Below are 19828 nucleotides of genomic sequence, written 5' to 3'. Positions count from 1 at the left end.
AGCACCAGCATTCCTAATTTTACAGGGGTGGGGAAATTAATCGACAGTTTACCAAGTGATGCCCCCATCCTGGAGAAGTAGAATGAACGCCCATACCATACCTGAACTGCGCTACGCGATGAGCCGAGAAGCCATTATCGGCCATGAGACGGCCTGGAAAGTGTCGGGTTTCGGCGTTGCGCAGTATCTGCATGGCTACGACCCGGCGCTGCTGGCGGCGATCGAAGAGGCGGCGTTGAAGCTCAAGGCCAGCCACGCCGTGCACAAGCACCTCGATCTGACCTTCATCACCGGCGCCGACCGTTTCATCCCGGAGATCAAGGAACTGCTGCATGACAAGCTGCGCCTGGAACGTCTGTCCGACATGATGGGCACCAAGCTCGAGCCCTATCCGCTGTCGATCGTCGGCTCGACCGTCACTTTCATGAATCCCAAGGACGGCGCCGTCGATTGGCATTGCGACGGTGTCCCGGTCACCGAACTCATTCCGCTGTCGATCAGCAATCCGCTGGTCGGCGGCCATCTCGAAATCTACTGCGACGATTCCGAGACCGGCCGCGCCATCCTTGAATCCGGCCGCGAGATTCCGCGCAACCAGGTCATGCGCATCGACCACAAGATGAACTACGCCACACTCGGTCAGTTTCTCGGTGTGCTGCACCGCACCGCGCCGATCCAGCTCGGCTCACGCGTCACGCTGGTCCTCAACCAGCGCTCTGTGGCCAAGCCCTACGTCGACGACAATCGCATGTTCTATCTCGCAGCCGACAATGATCACGATCGCGAATGGGTCAACGAACTGGCCGAAGACGTCTGGACGAACCAGCTGCCGGCCTATCGCCGCTTCGAGGAAGAGCGTCCGGTTGCGGCGGCGACCGATGCGCCGGTCCCGGGCGGATCAAGGGAATCATGGTAGCCAGAGCATAGAAGTGGACGCCTGTTTGGCCGTCGGTAACATCATGGTCGGCGATAAGGACAAGGCACCGTCTCGGCGATTCCGGGGTGGATCGGGCTCGCCGTCGGCCCTGGTCTTCGCCGCCGGCGCGGTCGCCCTGTGGTCGACCAACGCGCTGGTCGGCAAATCCCTGCTGGCCAGCCATCCGGTGTCGCTCGTGCAGTTGCTGCAGTTTTGTGGAGCGGCTCTGGTGTTCGCCGTCATCCATCTGGCGAGCCGGAAGGGGGACACGCAAGACGCAGCCTTTGCCAAGGGTGCTGACGGCACCCTGGCGCCGGTCGCGGTCGGCTTTATTGGCCTGGTCGGCACCATGGTGCTGCAATACATCGCCTTTGCCTCCATGCCGGTGATCGAGGCCAATCTCGTCGCCTACACCTGGCCGCTGATGGTCGCGGCGGCGGTCATCGTGCTGGGCAAGCGGCAACGCCCCGTGCTGCTGGGTTTGACTGCCGTGTTCGGCTTTGTCGGCGTGGCGCTGGTGATCTCGGGTGGTCGCGGCCAGCCTTTTCTCCAGGGCAGCATCGTCGGCTATCTCGCTGCCTTCGGCTCGGCGCTGTGCATGGCCTTCTATTCGATTGCGGTCGCCCGCCTGGCCACACCGTCGGAGCGTTTGCTTTTGCCTTCGGCATTGGTCGGCGTCGGCCTGACCTTGCTATGGTGTATTCACGACGGCGCAGCCTGGCCATCCAGCGAGCACCTCCTGCTTGGCCTCTATCTCGGCGCCGGCCCGATGGGGCTGGGATATTATTTCTGGTCGCGCGCCTTGAAGCTTGAAGGCGGCGGCAAGGTTGCGGTCATCGCCTATCTGACGCCGATCGCATCGACGCTGCTGCTGACGCTGTCGGGCGAAAGGCTGACGCTGACCGCGATAGCCGGTGCGGTCCTCGTCATCGGCAGCTGTATTGCGGTGGGCATAGAACGCTCGGAGGCTGAACATGCTTGACGACGATGAACGCCTCGCCAGACAGGAAGCATTCTGGCTGCTCAAGGAGTTCGGCGCCGAGGCGCCGCTCTACGCCGCCATGAAGGCCGAAAAGGCGATAGAGCAAAAAGATTTCGGCCGGTGCGCCCGCTGGAAGCGCATTCTGGAGATACTGGCCGACTCCAAACCTGCCGGGTCCGTGCAGTTGAAATCTGCTGGCGCGAAGTCGGCCGTTTCCAAGTATTAGATTTTCTAATTTGCAACGTTGCAACCTGTTGTGGAAACATCCTCCTGTTCCGATTCTTGATCGTTTATTGAGACTTAGCGACCCGTTGGGGGGTGCAGCTAGGTCGATACATCAAGAGAAGTCTTAAAAAAAGCCGGCAACTTCATGACCGGCGGGAGAAACAGAATTGCACACCATCGACAGCAAGACCGCTATTGAACTGACTGCTGACATCGTCTCGGCCTATGTCGGCAACAATCCTCTCCCTGCGTCCGGCCTGCCGGATCTGATCGCCAGCGTCAGCGCATCGGTGCGCAAGCTGGGCAGCATTGCCGCCGTGGAAAGCCCCGCGCTGAACCCCGCTGTCAATCCGAAGCGGTCGGTGTTTCCCGACCACATCGTCTGTCTGGAAGATGGCAAGAAATTCAAGTCGCTGAAACGCCACCTGATGACCGACCATGGTCTCAGCCCGGAGGAATATCGTGGCAAATGGGGCTTGCCGTCGGACTATCCGATGGTGGCGCCGAACTACTCCGCGACCCGTTCGGCACTGGCCAAGTCCTCGGGCCTCGGCCGCAAGCCGGCCGTTCCGGCCGCCGCGGCCAAGGTGACGAAGCGCAAACCCAAAGCCTGAACCAGGCAGCCTCTGAAAAGTCAGTCTGCTGTTTGCAATGGACGGCGCGCTTAAGGCGCGCCGTCTTCATGCCTTATGCCCCCGCCAGCGCCCAGGCCCTTGCGAAGCGCCGCCCTCCCGTGCAAAAGCCCCGGCATGCTTATCATCAACGATCTTTCGCTCCGCATGGCCGGACGCTTGCTTCTCGATCATGCCTCGCTGACCTTGCCGGCCGGCACCAAGGCCGGCCTCGTCGGCCGCAACGGCACCGGCAAGACGACGCTGTTCAAGGCCATCACCGGCGACTTTCCCTCCGAGACCGGCTCGATAAGCCTGCCCAAGAACACCCGCATCGGCCAGGTGGCGCAGGAAGCGCCCGGCACCGAGGAGCCGCTGATCGAAATCGTGCTCAAGGCCGACCTCGAGCGCACCGCATTGCTCGAGGAGGAAAAGACCGCCACCGACGCGCACCGCATTGCCGACATCCATATGCGGCTGGCGGATATCGATGCGCATTCGGCGGAATCCCGCGCGGCCACCATCCTCGCCGGCCTTGGCTTCGACGACGCCGCGCAGCGCCGCCCGGCCTCGTCCTTCTCCGGCGGCTGGCGCATGCGCGTCGCGCTTGCCGCCGTGCTGTTTGCCGAGCCCGACCTTCTGCTGCTTGACGAGCCGACCAACTATCTCGATCTCGAAGGCACGCTGTGGCTGGAAAACTACGTGTCGAAATATCCGCACACGGTGCTTCTGATCTCGCACGATCGCGACCTGCTCAACCGCGCCGTCAATTCCATCGTTCATCTCGACCAGAAGAAGCTGACCTTCTGGCGCGGCGGCTACGACCAGTTCGAGCGCCAGTACACCGAGCAGAAGGAATTGCAGGAGAAGGGCCGCGTCAAGCAGGAAGCCGCGCGCAAACACATGGAGTCCTTCGTCGAACGCTTCCGCGCCAAGGCTTCGAAGGCGAGACAGGCGCAGTCGCGCATCAAGGCGCTGGAGAAGATGAAGCCGATTGCCGCGATCGTGAACGACACGGTGCGGCCGTTCTCTTTCCCCGAACCGGTGAAAACGGTGGCGTCGCCGATCATTGCCTTGAACAACGTCAATGTCGGCTACACCGAGGGCCAGCCGATCCTGAAGAAGATGACGCTGCGCATCGATGCCGACGACCGCATCGCGCTGCTCGGCGCCAACGGCAACGGCAAGTCGACCTTCGCCAAGCTTCTGTCGGGCCGGTTGAAGCAGGAGAGCGGCACCATGACGGTGGCGCCGGGCCTGAAAGTGGCGATCTTCGCCCAGCACCAACTCGACGACCTACGCCCGGATGAAAACGCCTATGAGCATGTCCGCCGGCTGATGCCGGAAGCGCCGGAATCCAAGGTGCGCGGCCGCGTCGCCCAGTTCGGTCTGACCACCGAAAAGATGAACACCGCCGCCAAGGACCTGTCCGGCGGCGAGAAGGCGCGCCTGCTCATGGGCCTGTCGGCCTTCGAGGGTCCAAACCTGTTCATCCTCGACGAACCGACCAACCATTTGGACATCGACAGCCGCGAGTCCTTGATCCATGCGCTGAACGAGTTTCCCGGCGCCGTCATCCTGATCTCGCATGACCGGCATCTGCTGGAAGCGACCGCCGACCGCCTGTGGCTGGTCAAGGATGGTGCGGTCAACCCGTATGACGGCGACCTAGAGGACTACAAGACGCTCGTCACCGGCGTGTCCGGCGATCGACGCGGCAAGCGCGAGGCCGAGAAGGCATCAAAGGCCGATCGCCGCCGCGATGCCGCGGCGCGCCGCGCCGCCTTCGAGCCGCTGGCCAAGGAAATCCGCGCCACCGAAGCGCTGATGGACCGCATCCGCAAGCGCATCGACCTGATCGAGGACGAACTCGCCAACCCGGCGGTATATGAGAAGGATCCGTCGACGGCGACCCGGCTTGCCAAGGAGCGATCGCAACTGGCACAGCAGTTGGCTGGCCACGAGGAAAAGTGGCTGACCATGTCGGCCGAGTACGAGGAAGGCACGGCGGAGTGATTTACCCTCCCCCTTGGGGGGAGGGTCGATCCGCGAAGCGGAGCGGGGCGGGGGTCTGCGCCGCACCCCACCCCGGCGCTGCGCGCCGACCCTCCCCATCAAGGGGAGGGTAAGATCTGGCCCTACACGCCGCCCGCGAAACCCGCTAAAAACGCCGCATGAACCAGCACGCCAAGCTCAGAATCGGCCACTCCGCCTGTCCGCATGATTGCCCTTCGACCTGCGCGCTCGAGGTCGAACTGCTCGATGGCAACCGCATCGGCCGTGTCCATGGCGCCAAGTCCAATACGTATACGGCTGGTGTGGTCTGCGCCAAGGTCGCGCGCTATGCCGATCGTGTCCATCATCCGGACCGACTGCTGAAGCCGCTTGTTCGCGCCGGCGCCAAGGGCGACGGCATCTGGAAAGAATCCAGCTGGGAAGCGGCACTCGACCTCGTCGCCGAGAAACTCATCGCGGCCGAGGAAAAATACGGCTCCGAGACCGTCTGGCCTTATTACTATGCCGGCACGATGGGGCTGGTGCAGCGCGACGGCATCGACCGGCTGCGCCATGCAAAAAAATACTCCGGCTTCTTCGGCTCGATCTGCACCAATCTGGCCTGGACCGGCTGGATGATGGGAGCGGGCGCCTTGCGCGGTCCCGATCCGCGCGAGATGGCGAAGTCCGACTGCGTGGTGATCTGGGGCACCAATGCCGTGGTCACGCAGGTCAATGTCATGACCCACGCCATCAAGGCGCGGAAGGAGCGTGGCGCCAGGATCGTCGTTATCGACGTCTACGAGAACGCGACGATGAAGCAGGCCGATATGGGCCTTGTGCTGAAGCCCGGCACCGATGGCGCGCTGGCCTGCGCGGTCATGCATGTGCTGTTCAGGGAAGGCATGGCCGACCGCGCCTATCTCGAAAGATACACCGACGATCCGAAGGGGCTGGAAGCGCATCTGGAGACGCGCACGCCGGGATGGGCTTCCGCCATCACCGGTCTTGCCGTCACCGAGATCGAGGCTTTCGCACGCCTCGTCGGCACGACGAGGAAAACCTATTTCCGCCTCGGCTATGGCTTTGCCCGCCAGCGCAACGGCGCGGTCAACATGCACGCGGCATCCTGCATCGCCGCCGTCACCGGCGCCTGGCAATATGAGGGTGGCGGTGCCTTCCATTCCAATTCCGGCATCTTCAAGCTCAACCAGGATGTGCTGGAAGGCGCCGCGATGCGCGATCCCAATATTCGCCATCTCGACCAGTCGCGTATCGGCCCGGTGCTGACCGGTGCAGCGGACGCGCTCTATGGCGGCCCGCCGGTGACGGCGATGCTGATCCAGAACACCAACCCGGTGAATGTCGCGCCCGAGCAGCGGCTGGTGAAGCAGGGTTTCCTGCGTGACGACCTGTTCACCTGCGTGCACGAGCAGTTCATGACCGACACGGCAAAGCTCGCCGATGTCGTTTTGCCGGCAACGATGTTTCTCGAGCATGACGACGTCTACAAGGGCGGTGGCAACCAGCACATCACGCTCGGTCCCAAGCTGATCGAACCGCCGGAAGGGCCGCGCACCAACCATTTCGTCATCGAGCAATTGGCGCAGCGTCTCGGCGTCGCAGACCGGCCGGGCTTTGGCCTGACCGAGCAGCAGCATATCGACATCATCCTCGGCAAGCGCGGGCTGGGCTCCTTCGCCAGCCTCAAGGAAGACAAATGGGTCGACCTGCAGCCGGATTTCGAGGCGGCGCATTTCATCAATGGTTTCGGCCATGCCGACAAGAAATTTCACTTCCGCGCCAATTGGAGCGGGCAGGCGGCGCCCAACCGGCCGCCGAAAATCATGGGCCTGTTCGGGCCGGTGGCGGAACTCCCCGAATTCCCTGACCATGTCGACCTGATCGAGGTGGCGGACGCCGAGCATCCGTTTCGGCTCGCCACATCGCCGGCGCGCAACTTTCTCAATTCGACATTCGCCGAGACACCTGTGTCGAGAGCCAAGGAAGGCCGGCCGGAACTCCTGGTGCACCCGGACGATGCCGCCGCGCTTGGATTGGGCGACGGCGACCGTATCGAGGTCGGGAACCGGCGTGGCGAGGTGGTGCTGCACGCAAAGCTGTTCGAAGGCCTCAAGCGCGGCGTGGTGATCGCCGAGGGCATCTGGCCAAACAGCGCCCATGAGCGTGGCGAAGGCATCAATGTGCTCACCGGCGCCGATGCGCCGGCACCTTATGGCGGCGCTGCCTTTCACGACAACAAGGTCTGCCTGCGGCCGGCGGGCTAAAGCAATTCCAGGAAAAGTGTGAGCGGTTTTCCGTCCGGAATTGCGTAAAAGAGACTGGCTATCCCGGCAGAGGCACCGTCAGCCCCACCTTGACACGGTCCATGGCAACGAAGGTGCGGAATTTTCGGACATTCTTGCTGTCGAAGAACAGTCTGCGCGTCAGGGCCTCATAGGCCCCCATGTCGGCCGCGGTGATGACTAGGATGAAGTCGGCCTCGCCGGTGACGTAGTAGCATTGCTGCACTTCGGGCTCTGCCGAGAATTGCCGCTTGGCCGCGTCGATCAGGTCCGAGCGTTCGCTCTCCAGTTCGACCTCGACGAAAATGGTGATGGGCTGGCCGACCACAACGGGGTTGATGACAGCGACGTTGCCGGCAATGACGCCGGACTGTTCCATGCGCTTGATGCGCCGCTGCACCGCCGGCGCCGACAGGTTGACGGCTTCGCCGATCAGCCGCTGCGGCGTCGTGTTGTCCCGCTGCAGGATGGCAAGGATGGCGAGGTCGAAACTGTCGAGCGAAGGCGATCGAGGCAAAGCGCTATCCTGGCGAAACAAACTTGCATTTCGAAGCGCCAATAACAGCGCTATTTGCGCCTCGGCTGCAATATGATTTCGTCACACCCAAAGGAGGCCACCCGTGTTCCTGCTCAACAGCAATGCCTTGCACCGCCGGCCGCTCGATCCGGTCGATGCCGAAACGCTGGGGAATGCCGGTGCCGATACGGTCGAGCGCTTTCTTGCCCATCGCGACAATCACCTCGCAACTCCGTTGCATGCATTGCCGACGCTGGCCGGCGAACTCGGCCTCGGCGCCGTCCACATCAAGGATGAAGGCTTTCGCCTCGGTCTCGGCAGTTTCAAGGCGCTCGGCGGCGCCTATGCCGTTTTTCGACTGGTGCTGGAGGAGGCGAGCCGATCGCTTGGTCGGCCCGTTGACGTGGCCGATCTCAACCGGTTCGACGTCCGGGCGGTCGCTGCCGGCATGACGGTTGCCTGCGCCACCGACGGCAATCATGGCCGCTCGGTCGCGCAAGGTGCACAGTTGGTTGGCGCGAAAGCGGCAATCTTCGTTCACGCCGGCGTCAGCGAGGCGCGCATTGCAGCAATAGCCCGCTATGGCGCCGAGATGATCCGCGTCGACGGCAATTATGACGACTCGGTTAGGCAGGCCGCCGAGGTTTCAGCTGAGCAAGGCTGGACCGTGGTGTCCGACACCTCCTGGCCGGGCTACGAGCGCATCCCCGGTCTGGTCATGCAGGGCTATTCGACGATCGTGCGTGAAGCGTTGGGCCAGTTGCCGCAGCCGCCGACCCATGTCTTCGTGCAGGCCGGTGTCGGCGGCATTGCCGCCGCCCTGGCCGGCCATCTCGCCATCGTGCTCGGTGACGCCAGGCCGACCTTCATCGTCGTCGAGCCGGCCCGCGCCGCCTGCGTTGTCGCAGCCGCCCGGGCGGGCCACGTGGTCAAGGTCGCACACGACCAGCCGACGGTGATGGCGATGCTCGAATGCTACGAGGCCTCGCAAGTTGCCTGGCGCGTTCTGGCGCGGGTTGCCGATGCCTTCATGACGGTGGATGAGGAGGAGGCGGTCGCGGTGATGCGGCGGCTGGCACGGCCGGCTGGCAATGATCCAGTGATCGTCGCCGGCGAAAGCGGCGGCGTCGGTCTGGCCGGGCTGATCCGGGCGGTGGCCGACCACAAGGCCGCGCTCGGGCTCGACGACAAATCCCGCGTGCTTGTAATCAACACCGAAGGCGCCACAGACCCGCATCGCTATACCGAGCTGGTCGGGCAGAGCCCCGCCGATGTGCTGGCCGGCAAGCTGAAGGCCGAGGCATAGCCATGATCGGGATCGATGCACAGCGTCTGCTTGGCCGCATCCGGGAACTCGGCGCCGTTGGCCGCGACAGTGAGGATAGGCTGATCCGGCTCGCCGCCTCCGACACAGACAAACAGGGCCGTGACCTCTTTGTCGGCTGGCTCAGGCAGGCCAGGCTGGAAGTCGCCATCGACCGGGTCGGCAATATTGTCGGCATCTGGCAATGCCCCGACAATGCCGGGCAGGCGCCACTGCTCATCGGTTCGCATATCGACACCGTCATCGATGCCGGCATCTATGATGGCTGCTACGGCGTGCTGGCCGGGCTGGAGGTGATCGAGAAGCTGCAGGCTTCGGGCTTTTCGCCGTCACGCCCGGTCGCGGTCGCCGCTTTCACCAATGAGGAAGGTGTGCGCTACACGCCTGATATGATGGGCTCGCTATGCCATGCCGGTGGCGTCAGCGCGGAGGCCGTGCTGGCCGCCATCGGCACGGATGGCAGCGTGCTCGGCCAGGAGCTCGCCCGCATCGGCTATGCCGGCGACCGCGAACCCGGCTTCCTCAAGCCGCATGCCTATCTCGAACTTCATATCGAGCAGGGGCCGGTGCTGGAGCGCGAAGGCGTGCCGATCGGCGCGGTCGAGAATTTGCAAGGCATTTCCTGGCAGCGCATCACCATCGACGGCGCCGCCAACCATGCCGGCACCACGCCGATGTCGATGCGCAGCGACGCCGGCCACGCCGCCGCCCGCATCATCACCTTCCTGCACGATCGGGCCAGGGCTTCAAATGGGCCAACCGTGGCCACGGTCGGCACGATGCGCTTCGAACCCAACGCCATCAACGTCATTCCCGCGCGCGCCGTCTTCACCATCGACCTGCGCGATCCCGACGAACAGCGCCTGCAGGCGCATGAGGCGGCCCTTGCTGCCTATATCGAGGAGCTCGCTGCAGCCGAAAGCCTGTCGATTTCGGCAGAGCAACTGGCCCGTTTCGAACCGGTGCTATTCGACATCGGCATCGTCGAACGGATCGAGGCGGCCGCGAAGAACCGCGGTCTTGGCGTCAGGCGCATGACATCGGGCGCCGGCCATGATGCACAAATGATGGCTCGCATCGCACCGGCGGCGATGATCTTCGTGCCGAGCGCCGGCGGCATCAGCCACAATCCGCGCGAACACACTGAAGATGCCGAGCTTGTCGCCGGCGCCAACATCCTGCTTGATGTCGCCAGTGAGCTTGCAAGATAGGTCGGGGGAGAAGAAATGGCTGAGCTCGATCGTGATGTGCTGAAGCAGGAAATGACCGGCTGGCGGCGCGATTTGCACGCGCACCCCGAGTTCGGCTTCGAGGAAAAGCACACCGCTGCCTTTGTCGCCGCGAAGCTGCGCGAATTCGGGCTGGACGATGTTGCAGAGGGGGTCGGCGGCACCGGCGTCGTTGGCACGTTGAAGCGCGGCAGCGGCAACCGGACGGTTGCGCTCAGGGCCGACATGGATGCGCTGCGCATCACCGAGCAGTCCGCGACAGCCTATCGCTCGCAGAACCCCGGCATCATGCATGCGTGCGGTCATGACGGCCACACCACCATGCTGCTCGGCGCGGCAAAGCTGCTGGCCGCCGAGGGCGGTTTCGACGGCACCGTGCGTTTCGTTTTCCAGCCGGCCGAGGAATGGGGCAAGGGCGCGCTGGCAATGCTCGATGACGGGCTGCTGCAGCGCTTCCCCTTCGACGAGATCTTTGGCCTGCACAACATGCCGGGCCTGCCCATTGGACATTTCGAGACCCGTGCCGGCCCGTTCATGTCGGCGGAGGACAATTTCGAGATCGTGCTCAAGGGGATCGGCGGCCATGCGGCGCGGCCACATTCCGGGAACGAGACGCTGGTCGCCGCCTGCGCGCTGGTCACCAATCTGCAGACCATCGTCTCGCGCCGGCTGAGCCCGGCCGACATTTCGGTGGTTTCGGTGACCGAACTGATCACCGACGGCACCCGCAACGCATTGCCCGGCCTCGCCCGCATCCTCGGTGACGCCCGCAGTTTTCGTCCCGAGGTCAGCGCCGAGATCGAGCGCCAGATGCGGGTCATCGCGGCGGGCACCGCCGCCGCCTACAATGTCACCGCCGACGTGACCTATAGCAGGGAATTCGTGCCGCTGCAGAACGATGCCGACCTGGTGGACGCGGCCTTTGTCGCCGCAAGGCGCGTGCTGGCCGATGGCGCCGCCAGCATCGCGGCGGAGCCGATGACCGCCTCGGAGGATTTCGCACGCTTCCTCGATCACGTACCGGGCTGTTTCGTGTTTCTCGGCAATGGCGAGACCTCGCCGCCGCTGCACAATTCCAGCTACGACTTCAACGATGACGGGCTGTTGCACGGCACGGATTTCCATATCGCGATCGTCAGGCAAAGGCTGGGCGGCGCGATCGTGAAGTGACGCCTGATCGCCTTCGCAGCTGGCCCAAGCGGCACTGCTATCGCCAGCCAGCTGCCGGGTTTAGGGAGATTGCCTGTTGCCGGAGATCGCACGCCGATGACCAGGGTTTCGCTTCTGGGAATACCGCATGACGAGAACTCGTCCTATCTCAAGGGCGCGGCTGCAGCGCCGGCCCTGATCCGGCGCGAACTCAAAAGCGACGCCCACAGCTCGTGGAGCGAAACCGGCTTCGATGTGGCGGACAGTTTCGTCGACCACGGCGACATCGACTTTTCAGGCGACGGCGATCCGTGGGAGCGAATCGAGGCCGAGGTCGGCCGCGCGCTGGATGCCGGCCACCCGTTGATCAGCCTCGGTGGCGATCATGCCATCGCCTGGCCGATGCTGCGTGCCGTGCGCCGCCGCCATGCCAGGCTAACGATCGTCCAGATCGACGCCCATCCCGACATCTACGATGCCTATCAGGACAACAGGCGATCGCACACCTCGTCCTTCGCGCGCATCCTGGAGGAGGGCTGGCCGACCGGCTGGTCCAGATCGGCTTGCGCACCCTCAATGATGAACTTCGTGACCAGCTCAAGCGCTTCGGCGTCGAGGTGATCGAGGCGCGCCATTTCAGCGAGGACCTGCAGCTCGATCTCAAGACGCCGGTCTATCTCTCGGTCGATCTGGACGGCCTCGACCCGGCTTGTGCGCCCGGCGTGTCGCACCGCGAACCCGGTGGTCTTACAACCCGGCAAGTGATCAACCTGATCCAGCGGATCGACCCGCCCATCGTCGGCGCCGATGTCGTCGAATACAATGCAAGCCAGGATGTCTCCAATCTTACCGCGCTGGTTGCCGCCAAGCTGGTCAAGGAGATCGCCGGTATGATGCTCAAGACGCATAGCGCCGGCTGAATCAATCTGGCAGGGCGGCATGGTAGATCATTGTTGTGACTCGCATTTCCAGTGAAAGCCGCCATGCCGCATCCATTGAAAATAGCCTTAGCCGGTGCGCTCGGCCGCATGGGCAGGGAGATGGCGCTGGCCGTCGAGACCGATCCCAGGCTGGCGCTCGTCGCCCGCTTTCACAGGCCGGGCAGCATCGGTGAGGGGCTGGTCGAGCGCGACGAAGCACTGGCGCTTGCGGATGTCGTCATCGATTTCACCACGCCTGCGGCCTCGGTCGATCTTGCACAAGCTTGCGCGGCCCGCGGCGGCCCGGCGCTGGTCATCGGCTCGACCGGCTTCAAACCTGCCGATCTCGCCGCCATCGCTGCTGCTTCGAAGTCCGTCGCCATCGTTCGCTCAGGCAGCTACTCGCTGGGGCTCAACATGCTGGCTGGGCTGGTCGAACAGGCGGCGCGAGCACTTGGTCCCGCCGCCGACATCGAGATCCTGGAAGCGCATCACCGCATGAAGGTCGACGCACCGTCGGGTACGGCGCTGATGCTGGGCGAGGCGGCCGCTCGCGGGCTTGACGATGTGGCGAAACGCATCCGCGACGGCGTTACAGGTCCACGCCCTGCCGGCGAGATCGGCTTTGCCGTGCTGCGCGGCGGCAGCATCGTCGGCGAGCACAGCGTGAGCTTCCTCGGTGAGGGCGAAACGCTTACGCTCTCGCATTCAGCCAGCGGCCGCTCGATGTTCGCGCGCGGCGCCATTGCGGCAGCGCGCTGGGTCGCCGTCCGGCCTCCCCGCGAATACGATATGCGCGACGTACTGGGTTTCACGACCTTTTGAGGTGCAAAGGGTAACGCAACGAGGGGCGTTGCGAGGTCGGAGCCGCCTAGAGAATAGAATATAGCAACAACTACGCCATTTCGCCCTTCCCAGACCGAACCGAACGGTTCGGTTCGCACATTTTTGTGATTGGCAATGGCAGCAACGCACACCCATTTCGGGGTGGTCCGAGCGACGCGAATTCCTCCCAAGGCACGCCACTTGACGGACAGAACTAAAAAATCTGGATTACCTGAAATGACCAAGATCGCACTTACCGCTGCTGCCATCCTCCTTGCCACCGGCACCGCTTTCGCAGGCAGCGACCACTACGGCTCCGACGGCGTCAACCAGCCTGCTGTGACAGCGCCCGCCGGCAACATCGACCACAGTTATACCGCCTCGATCCGCAAGCCGGCCAGCCTCGGCGATTTCCCGATCAAGGGCGACTCGAACCAGCCGGAATCCGGCCAGGGCATCTGGGGTCGTTGATTTTCTGAGAAATCGACGACCACAAGAGCGGTAGGCCCGGCCCACCGCTCTTGTTTTTATGCAATCGACTCGGGCCGCAAAGATCTTGAATCAATCCGCCAGCAGTTGGTCCTATCTCCATGTTTTACCGTGGTCTTTCAAAACACGCTTTGCGGCTGTCACCTGCGGCTAGCCCGTTAGGCAGCTTGGTCTAGCTTAGATCCTTCGGCTTGATGCAATGCGTCAACCGGGCCGCGCCGAAGCCGAGATCCGCCCAGTCGCCGTCGATGACAAAGCGGGCAAGGGCGCCGGTCGGGAATTTCTCTTCAAGTTTCCTGAGAGCAGCCACACCCGATCGCGGACCGGCGAGCCGGCGGGCAAAGTCCTCCAGGCCGGGATTATGGCCGAGCACCAGGAGACAGCCGGCAGAGGAGATTGCCTGTCGCACTTCGGCCAGAATGTCGCCAGCCGTGGCTTCGAAGAGCGCCTCGGCGAACTCCACCGTTACGCTCGCCGACAGTTCCGCCGAGACCAGCCGCCATGTCTCGCGCGTGCGCAGCGCCGGCGACACCAGCGCCAGGTCAGGCGGCCAACTGCGCCGCGCCAGTTCGCGCCCCATCAGCGGCGCCGTCTTCAGCCCGCGCGGCCCGAGCGGCCGGTCCAAATCAGCAAGCGCCGGGTCGTCCCAGATCGACTTGGCGGCGCAGCAGGAGCAATTGTCTCGGTGTCGCCAATGTCGGCCTACGGCGTGATCCGCGCCAGATGTTCGAGATCGCGTTCTTCGCGCAGCGGGTCGGGCGCCATCACCACGGAAGTTCCGTTTTCGGCATCGTCGGCGAAATGTGCCAGCACGGTGCGGCCGCCTTCCATGTGCGCCTTGCCGTCGGCGACCAGCCCGAGCGCCAGCGCATAAAGCCGGTGCTCGGCCTTCAGCACTCTGGCGGCCAGCGTGTCTTCGATGTCGCCGACCATCACCGGCACCGCTGCCTGCGCGATGATCGGGCCGTCATCCATCTCTGATGTGACGAAATGCACCGTGCAGCCATGAATGCGAATGCCGGCGCGCAGGGCGCGCGCATGCGTGTCCAGGCCTTTGAAGGCCGGCAGCAGGGCAGGGTGGATGTTGAGCATGCGCCCTTGCCACTTCTCGACCAGGCCGCGGGAGAGAATGCGCAGATAGCCGGCCAGCGCCACGATCTCGGCGTTGAACGCAATCAGAGCGGCGTCGATCGCCGCATCATGCGCTTCCTTGCTGGCATGGTCGGCGCGCACGATGACTTTGGTCGGGATGCCGCGCGCGGCCGCGATGCCAAGGCCGGCGGCGTTGGCTCGGTCGGAGATGACGCCGACGATCTCGGCGGGATAGGCCGGGTCGCTCGCCGCCGCGATCAGCGCCGTCATGTTCGAGCCGCGTCCCGAGATCAGAACAACCGTGCGTTTCCTGCTCATAGGCCGATCGAGCCCCGATAGATGACGCCGGCGTCGCGGCGCGGAACGATGCGGCCGATCGGCGTCACAGTCTCGCCGGCCTCCTGCAGCACGGCTGCGACCTGTGCGGCCTGGCCGGAGGCGACGACGAGGATCATGCCGATACCGCAGTTGAAGGTGCGCATCATCTCCTCCGGCGCCACGCCGCCAGTCTTCGCCAGCCAGGAAAACACCGCCGGCACATCGATGGCATTGAGATCAAGCTCTGCGGAAAAGTCCTTGGGCAGGACGCGCGGAATGTTTTCGGGAAAGCCGCCGCCGGTGATATGGGCCAGTGCCTTGATGCCATGCGTGTTGCGGATGGCCTTGAGGACCGACTTCACATAGATGCGGGTCGGCTCGAGCAGCGCCTCGGCCAGCGTCGCTTCGTCGTTGAACGGCGCCGGATCGCTCCAGGCAAGCCCGCTGACGGCAACGATACGGCGCACCAGCGAAAAGCCATTCGAATGCAGGCCCGAGGAAGCCAGCCCAAGCAGCACGTCGCCTTCGACAATATCGTCGGTCGGCAGCAACTGGCCGCGTTCGGCCGCCCCGACGGCGAAGCCGGCAAGGTCGTAATCCTTGTCGTTATACATGCCGGGCATTTCAGCGGTCTCGCCGCCGATCAGCGCGCAGCCGGCCTGTCGGCAGCCGATTGCTATGCCGCCGACGATTGCCGCCCCCTGGTCGGGGTCGAGCTTGCCGGTGGCGAAATAGTCGAGGAAGAACAGTGGCTCGGCGCCCTGCACGACGATGTCGTTGACGCACATGGCGACGAGGTCGATGCCGATCGTGTCGTGCTTGCCGGCATCGATGGCGATCTTCAGCTTGGTGCCGACGCCGTCATTGGCGGCGACCAGCACCGGATCCGTGAAACCCGCCGCCTTGAGGTCGAACAGGCCGCCAAAACCGCCGATCTCGCCATCGGCGCCCGGCCGGCGCGTCGCGCGCACCAGCGGCTTGATCTTCTCGACCATGAGGTTGCCGGCATCGATGTCGACGCCCGCCTCGGCATAGGTGAGCCCGTTCTTGCGCTTGGCCCGGTCGCCCTTGCTCATCGTCGGCGCATCCTGTTTCCCTCGGCGGCTCTTCGCATGAATGGTTTCGGGGGGCAAGGATGACGACAGGATACCGGGCTTTTGCCCAAGATAAATACGTGGACAGTCCCTTCACCGCTGGTCCTTGCACCCACAATCCAACTCCATCATCTATCTGCAGAACAAGCATGGCGGGACATGCCTTTGACCATTCCAACCTCATCACCATCCTGCGCTTCGTGCTGGTGCTGGCGATGCTGAACATGCGCTGGGACTGGGCCTTTGCCGGATTTCTCGTTGCCGGAATTTCCGATGGCGTCGACGGCTTCATCGCCCGCCGCTTCAACCAGCAATCGAGACTCGGCGCCTATCTCGATCCGATGGCCGACAAGGTGCTTCTGGTCTCGGTGTTCGTGGTCATGGGCTTCATCGGGCAATTGCCGCTGTGGCTGGTGGTGACCATGGTGTCACGCGATGCGCTGATCATCTGCGCCGTGCTTTTGTCCACGGTCATGGCGAATCCGGTCGAGATGAAGCCGCTCTATGTGTCGAAGGCCAACACCGCCGCCCAGATCGTGCTGGCGCCGTGGTGCTGGGCGAACTTGCCCTTGGCCTCCACCTCGACCCGCTCAGGCCTGCGCTCATATTGCTGTCCGGGGTCTTGACCGTGGCTTCGGCCGCGGCCTATCTCGTGGCTTGGCTGAGGCATATGAGCGGCTATGGCGAAGGCTCCACCCCGGGTAGTTGACAAGAATGCCGCGACTGCCGCGTTAGCAGACGCGGCTGCGTCCCTGGCGTTTCGCCGCCAGATTTTCTTCTGGCTGGGCACGGCAATCTTCCTGGCGCTGTTCCTCTACATTTTTTCCAGCATCCTGTTGCCGTTCGTTGCCGGCATGGTGCTGGCCTATTTCCTCGACCCGGTCGCCGACCGGCTGCAGCGCCTCGGGCTGTCCCGGCTGATGGCGACGGTGGTCATCCTGATTGCCTTCATCGTCCTTTTGGTGCTGGCCTTCGTCATCCTGGTTCCGGTACTGGCCACGCAGATGGCCGATTTCGCCAGCAAGCTGCCGGAATATCTGACCCGGCTGCAGTCGCTGATCACCTCGTTCGACCCGAAATGGCTGGAGCAGAAATTCGGCGTCAATGCCAATGGCCTGCGCGACGGGCTGAATTCGCTGCTCACTTCCGGTTTCGGCCTGCTGAGCACCGTCTTCACCTCGATCTGGAGTTCCGGCGTTGCTCTGGTGTCAGTGGTCAGCCTGTTCGTGGTCACACCGGTTGTCGCTTTCTACATGCTGCTCGACTGGGACCGCATGGTGGCGGTCGTCGACAGCTGGGTGCCGCGCGATTATGTCGGGACGGTCAGGGCGATCTCCAGGGACATCAACACCGCGACGGCCGGCTTCGTGCGCGGCCAGGGCACGTTGTGCCTGGTGCTCGGCGGCATGTATGCCACTGGCCTGACGCTGACCGGGCTGAATTTTGCCATCCTGATCGGCCTCTTCGCCGGGCTGATCTCCTTCATTCCCTATGTCGGCTCGCTGACCGGGCTGGTGCTGGCCGTCGGCGTCGCCTTCGTCCAGTTCTGGCCGGACTGGACCATGATCGTTGCTGTCGCAGTGGTTTTCTTCATCGGCCAGTTCATCGAAGGCAACATCCTCCAGCCGAGGCTGGTCGGAAAAAGCGTCGGCCTGCACCCGGTCTGGCTGATGTTTGCGCTGTTTGCCTTCGGCGCCCTGTTCGGCTTCGTCGGCCTTTTGATCGCCGTTCCTGCTTCGGCGGCGGTTGCCGTGCTGGTGCGGTTTGCCATTGCCCGCTATCTCGAATCGCCGCTCTACAAGGGACACTCCACCGAGCCCGTCCCGCCGCTGCCCGCCGCTCGCGGCGGGGGCTACCGCTCGCCGCGCGGCTGAACGTGACGGATCAAAAGACCGAACCGCCGCGCCAGCTGCCGCTCGACCTTGGCCACGGCACCGGCTACTCGCGCGACGAGTTGGTGGTGTCGGCCACCAACCGCGAGGCGGCAGCCCTTGTCGACCGCTGGCCGGACTGGCCGTCGCCGGTGATCGTGCTCGCTGGCCCGGCCGGTTCCGGCAAGACACATCTGGGCTCGATCTGGCAGGCGCGGACCAACGCTGTGGCGGTCGATGCCGAGCGCATCGGCAATGCCATCTCCGGGCTTGGCAGCAGGCCGGCGCTGATCGACGATGTCGACAAGACAGCCATCGACGAGGCGGGCCTGTTTCATCTCATCAATGAAGTGCGCGGCGCCGGGTCCACCTTGCTGTTGACGGCGCGGCGCTTCCCCGCCGCCTGGGGGGTGACGCTGCCCGACCTGGCTTCGCGGCTGAAGGCGGCGGCAACGGTCGAAATCCACGAACCCGACGATTTGCTTCTGGCCGGTGTTATCACCAAACTCTTCGCCGACCGCCAGGTCGAGGTCGAGCCGCATGTCGTGCAATATCTGGTGCGCCGCATGGAGCGCTCGCTGGCCACCGCCATGCGCGTGGTCGAGCGCCTCGACCGCACCGCGCTCGAGCGTAAGACGCCGATCACCAGGGCGCTCGCCGCCGAGATCGTCAGCGCCATGGATGAAGGGCAGGGCGAGTTCGAGGTTTAGGCAGTGGAAGGAGAAGACTCCGCTCCTGTCCCATTTCGAGAAGAAACCTCTGGCATCCATCTTGCAACACTGCGTTTGCCGGCTGACCCCGGTCCTGATCGCGTTCCTGATCGGGTTGTAGGCTCGCCGGGAGTGATGATTGGGGTTCTCGCCCGGCGAGCTTACCTTCAGATAGAATCGCCGCAAGGCCTACGATTGCGCGCCAGCTGTCATTCAGATTTCACCAAGTCGCAAGATCTTCATCGTCCTGCATTGAAATGGACCATTAGATGGTCTACTTTTTGAATATGGACCAGAGCATGGTCCATAAAGGAGTGGTCAATGCAGGTATCCGTTACAGACGCCAAGGGGCAGCTCACCGAACTGGTCCGTCGTGCCGAGGCGGGTGATGAAGTTATCCTGACCCGTCATGGTCATGCAGCCGTGCGCCTTGTTCCCGTGAAGGCTGTCCCTGACAGGAAAAGCCGCCGGGCATTACTGGAGGCGATGCGAGCATCCGGCGCTGCCAAGGCAAAGGCCGGGTCGGATGCCGCGCGGAGCCAGGACTTCCTCTATGGCGACGATGGCCTGCCCGAATGATCGTGGTCGATACCTCGGCCCTGATGGCGATCGTTCTTGCCGAACCTCAATCCAGTGCCTGCATTGCGGCGCTGGAAGCCGAAGACGATATTCTGATCTCGGCTGGCACAATGGCCGAGGCGCTGATCGTGGCGGATAGGCGCAATGTCGGTGAGGAAATGGCCGGCCTGATCGACGGGCTCGGCTTCGAGGTCACGGCGGTGACACCAGCCTCTGGCCGACGCATAGCCGAGGCGTATGGGCGATGGGGCAAGGGTATTCATCCGGCCGGGCTCAATTTCGGCGATTGCTTTGCCTATGAAGTGGCAAAGGATCGAGCCTGCCGCTTGCTCTATGTTGGCGACGATTTTTCGAAGACCGATATCGAGAGCGCTCTATAGAGCTACGTTTATGCCCACAACGCCGCTAGATACCGGACCAGCAGATAGACCACCGTATGCGCTGCCACGTAGCACGCGGCAACGACGACAAAGAACAGCACGCTGGCGGGCCACGAGCGGGGAGGGCCTTGCCTCTTGCTCGGCCGGTTGTTCCAGATCCACAGGGCTGCACAGATAATGGCCCAGACTACGACGAACGGAACCGTGATGCCGATCAAGGCGAAGTAGGCAGGGCCAATCAGCGAAAGCCATGCCTCGAGACCAAGCATCCAGAATCTCCCCTTTGCCCGGAGTCT

The 19828-nt window shown here is 63.7% G+C and carries 19 protein-coding genes and 3 pseudogenes; 17 read left to right on the top strand and 5 right to left on the bottom strand.

Features of this window, described 5'->3' with window-relative positions; genetic code table 11:
• Positions 1–82 precede the first annotated feature (82 nt).
• The 6 genes from NKI46_RS03760 to NKI46_RS03735 all read left to right on the top strand — a co-directional run bounded on the left by NKI46_RS03760 (position 83) and on the right by NKI46_RS03735 (position 7017).
• A complete protein-coding gene (locus NKI46_RS03760) occupies positions 83–916 on the top strand; it encodes a hypothetical protein (RefSeq protein ID WP_023684748.1) in 834 nt (277 codons plus the stop codon).
• A gap of 25 nt (positions 917–941) precedes the next feature.
• Positions 942–1898, top strand: coding sequence for a DMT family transporter (locus NKI46_RS03755; RefSeq protein ID WP_245259943.1), 957 nt, complete (start codon positions 942–944; stop codon positions 1896–1898).
• A complete protein-coding gene (locus NKI46_RS03750; RefSeq protein ID WP_023733893.1) occupies positions 1891–2124 on the top strand; it encodes a hypothetical protein in 234 nt (77 codons plus the stop codon). Before NKI46_RS03755 ends, NKI46_RS03750 begins: the two co-directional genes overlap by 8 nt.
• A gap of 166 nt (positions 2125–2290) precedes the next feature.
• Positions 2291–2737, top strand: a complete 447-nt coding sequence (locus NKI46_RS03745) for a Ros/MucR family transcriptional regulator (RefSeq protein WP_023670270.1) — start codon at positions 2291–2293, stop codon at positions 2735–2737.
• Positions 2738–2872: 135 nt separating this feature from the next.
• Positions 2873–4750, top strand: a complete 1878-nt coding sequence (locus NKI46_RS03740) for an ABC-F family ATP-binding cassette domain-containing protein (protein WP_023705325.1) — start codon at positions 2873–2875, stop codon at positions 4748–4750.
• Positions 4751–4908: 158 nt separating this feature from the next.
• On the top strand, positions 4909–7017 hold the full coding sequence (locus NKI46_RS03735) for a molybdopterin oxidoreductase family protein (RefSeq protein WP_352744820.1): 2109 nt from the start codon (positions 4909–4911) through the stop codon (positions 7015–7017).
• Positions 7018–7075: 58 nt separating this feature from the next.
• Here the strand turns inward: NKI46_RS03735 and NKI46_RS03730 are convergent, their stop codons facing one another.
• Positions 7076–7552: an Lrp/AsnC family transcriptional regulator gene (locus NKI46_RS03730; protein ID WP_023738646.1), complete on the bottom strand. Its 477-nt coding sequence runs from the start codon at positions 7550–7552 to the stop codon at positions 7076–7078.
• A 103-nt stretch (positions 7553–7655) separates the two neighbouring features.
• On the opposite strand from NKI46_RS03730, the gene NKI46_RS03725 reads away from it, so the two are divergent.
• From NKI46_RS03725 to NKI46_RS03700, 6 genes and pseudogenes are all read left to right on the top strand, one after another.
• The gene (locus NKI46_RS03725) at positions 7656–8858 is read left to right on the top strand and encodes a diaminopropionate ammonia-lyase (RefSeq protein WP_352744817.1); all 1203 of its coding nucleotides are present in this window, start codon (positions 7656–7658) and stop codon (positions 8856–8858) included.
• A gap of 2 nt (positions 8859–8860) precedes the next feature.
• Positions 8861–10087, top strand: coding sequence for a Zn-dependent hydrolase (locus NKI46_RS03720; protein WP_031253530.1), 1227 nt, complete (start codon positions 8861–8863; stop codon positions 10085–10087).
• 15 nt (positions 10088–10102) lie between these two features.
• Positions 10103–11275 carry an amidohydrolase gene (locus NKI46_RS03715; protein WP_023738649.1) on the top strand — a complete coding sequence of 391 codons (1173 nt, stop codon included), beginning with the start codon at positions 10103–10105 and terminating at the stop codon, positions 11273–11275.
• A 96-nt stretch (positions 11276–11371) separates the two neighbouring features.
• Positions 11372–12174 (top strand): annotated as a pseudogene (speB, locus tag NKI46_RS03710) (agmatinase).
• Positions 12175–12237: 63 nt separating this feature from the next.
• Entirely contained in the window at positions 12238–12999 is a 762-nt protein-coding gene (gene dapB / locus NKI46_RS03705) for a 4-hydroxy-tetrahydrodipicolinate reductase (RefSeq protein ID WP_023738650.1), read from the top strand.
• 237 nt (positions 13000–13236) lie between these two features.
• Entirely contained in the window at positions 13237–13470 is a 234-nt protein-coding gene (locus NKI46_RS03700; protein ID WP_023738651.1) for a DUF680 domain-containing protein, read from the top strand.
• 190 nt (positions 13471–13660) lie between these two features.
• On the opposite strand, the pseudogene NKI46_RS03695 reads toward NKI46_RS03700, so the two are convergent.
• The 3 genes and pseudogenes from NKI46_RS03695 to purM all read right to left on the bottom strand — a co-directional run bounded on the left by NKI46_RS03695 (position 13661) and on the right by purM (position 15974).
• Positions 13661–14183 (bottom strand): annotated as a pseudogene (locus NKI46_RS03695) (SixA phosphatase family protein).
• Positions 14184–14190: 7 nt separating this feature from the next.
• Entirely contained in the window at positions 14191–14898 is a 708-nt protein-coding gene (purN, locus tag NKI46_RS03690; protein ID WP_023738652.1) for a phosphoribosylglycinamide formyltransferase, read from the bottom strand.
• On the bottom strand, positions 14895–15974 hold the full coding sequence (gene purM / locus NKI46_RS03685; RefSeq protein WP_023738653.1) for a phosphoribosylformylglycinamidine cyclo-ligase: 1080 nt from the start codon (positions 15972–15974) through the stop codon (positions 14895–14897). The genes purN and purM overlap by 4 nt, the downstream gene beginning before the upstream one ends.
• Before the next feature lie 167 nt (positions 15975–16141).
• Between purM and NKI46_RS03680 the strand changes: the two are divergent.
• The 5 genes and pseudogenes from NKI46_RS03680 to NKI46_RS03660 all read left to right on the top strand — a co-directional run bounded on the left by NKI46_RS03680 (position 16142) and on the right by NKI46_RS03660 (position 19532).
• Positions 16142–16701: pseudogene (locus NKI46_RS03680) on the top strand (CDP-alcohol phosphatidyltransferase family protein).
• Entirely contained in the window at positions 16673–17866 is a 1194-nt protein-coding gene (locus tag NKI46_RS03675) for an AI-2E family transporter (protein WP_352744810.1), read from the top strand. Before NKI46_RS03680 ends, NKI46_RS03675 begins: the two are co-directional and overlap by 29 nt.
• 2 nt (positions 17867–17868) lie before the next feature.
• Positions 17869–18573, top strand: coding sequence for a DnaA regulatory inactivator HdaA (gene hdaA, locus NKI46_RS03670; RefSeq protein WP_023738655.1), 705 nt, complete (start codon positions 17869–17871; stop codon positions 18571–18573).
• A gap of 321 nt (positions 18574–18894) precedes the next feature.
• Positions 18895–19152, top strand: coding sequence for a type II toxin-antitoxin system Phd/YefM family antitoxin (locus tag NKI46_RS03665; protein ID WP_352459609.1), 258 nt, complete (start codon positions 18895–18897; stop codon positions 19150–19152).
• Complete coding sequence (locus NKI46_RS03660) at positions 19149–19532, top strand: type II toxin-antitoxin system VapC family toxin (RefSeq protein ID WP_023738657.1); 384 nt, start codon at positions 19149–19151, stop codon at positions 19530–19532. The genes NKI46_RS03665 and NKI46_RS03660 overlap by 4 nt, the downstream gene beginning before the upstream one ends.
• Positions 19533–19540: 8 nt before the next feature.
• On the opposite strand, the gene NKI46_RS03655 is transcribed toward NKI46_RS03660, so the two are convergent.
• Complete coding sequence (locus tag NKI46_RS03655) at positions 19541–19801, bottom strand: hypothetical protein (protein ID WP_023738658.1); 261 nt, start codon at positions 19799–19801, stop codon at positions 19541–19543.
• Positions 19802–19828: the final 27 nt, after the last annotated feature.

The sequence above is a fragment of the Mesorhizobium sp. M0615 genome (assembly GCF_040320805.1).
Classification (GTDB): Bacteria; Pseudomonadota; Alphaproteobacteria; order Rhizobiales; family Rhizobiaceae; genus Mesorhizobium.
The sequence above is the reverse complement of the archived record's forward strand: the minus strand, read 5'-3'. Positions and strand labels throughout refer to the sequence as shown.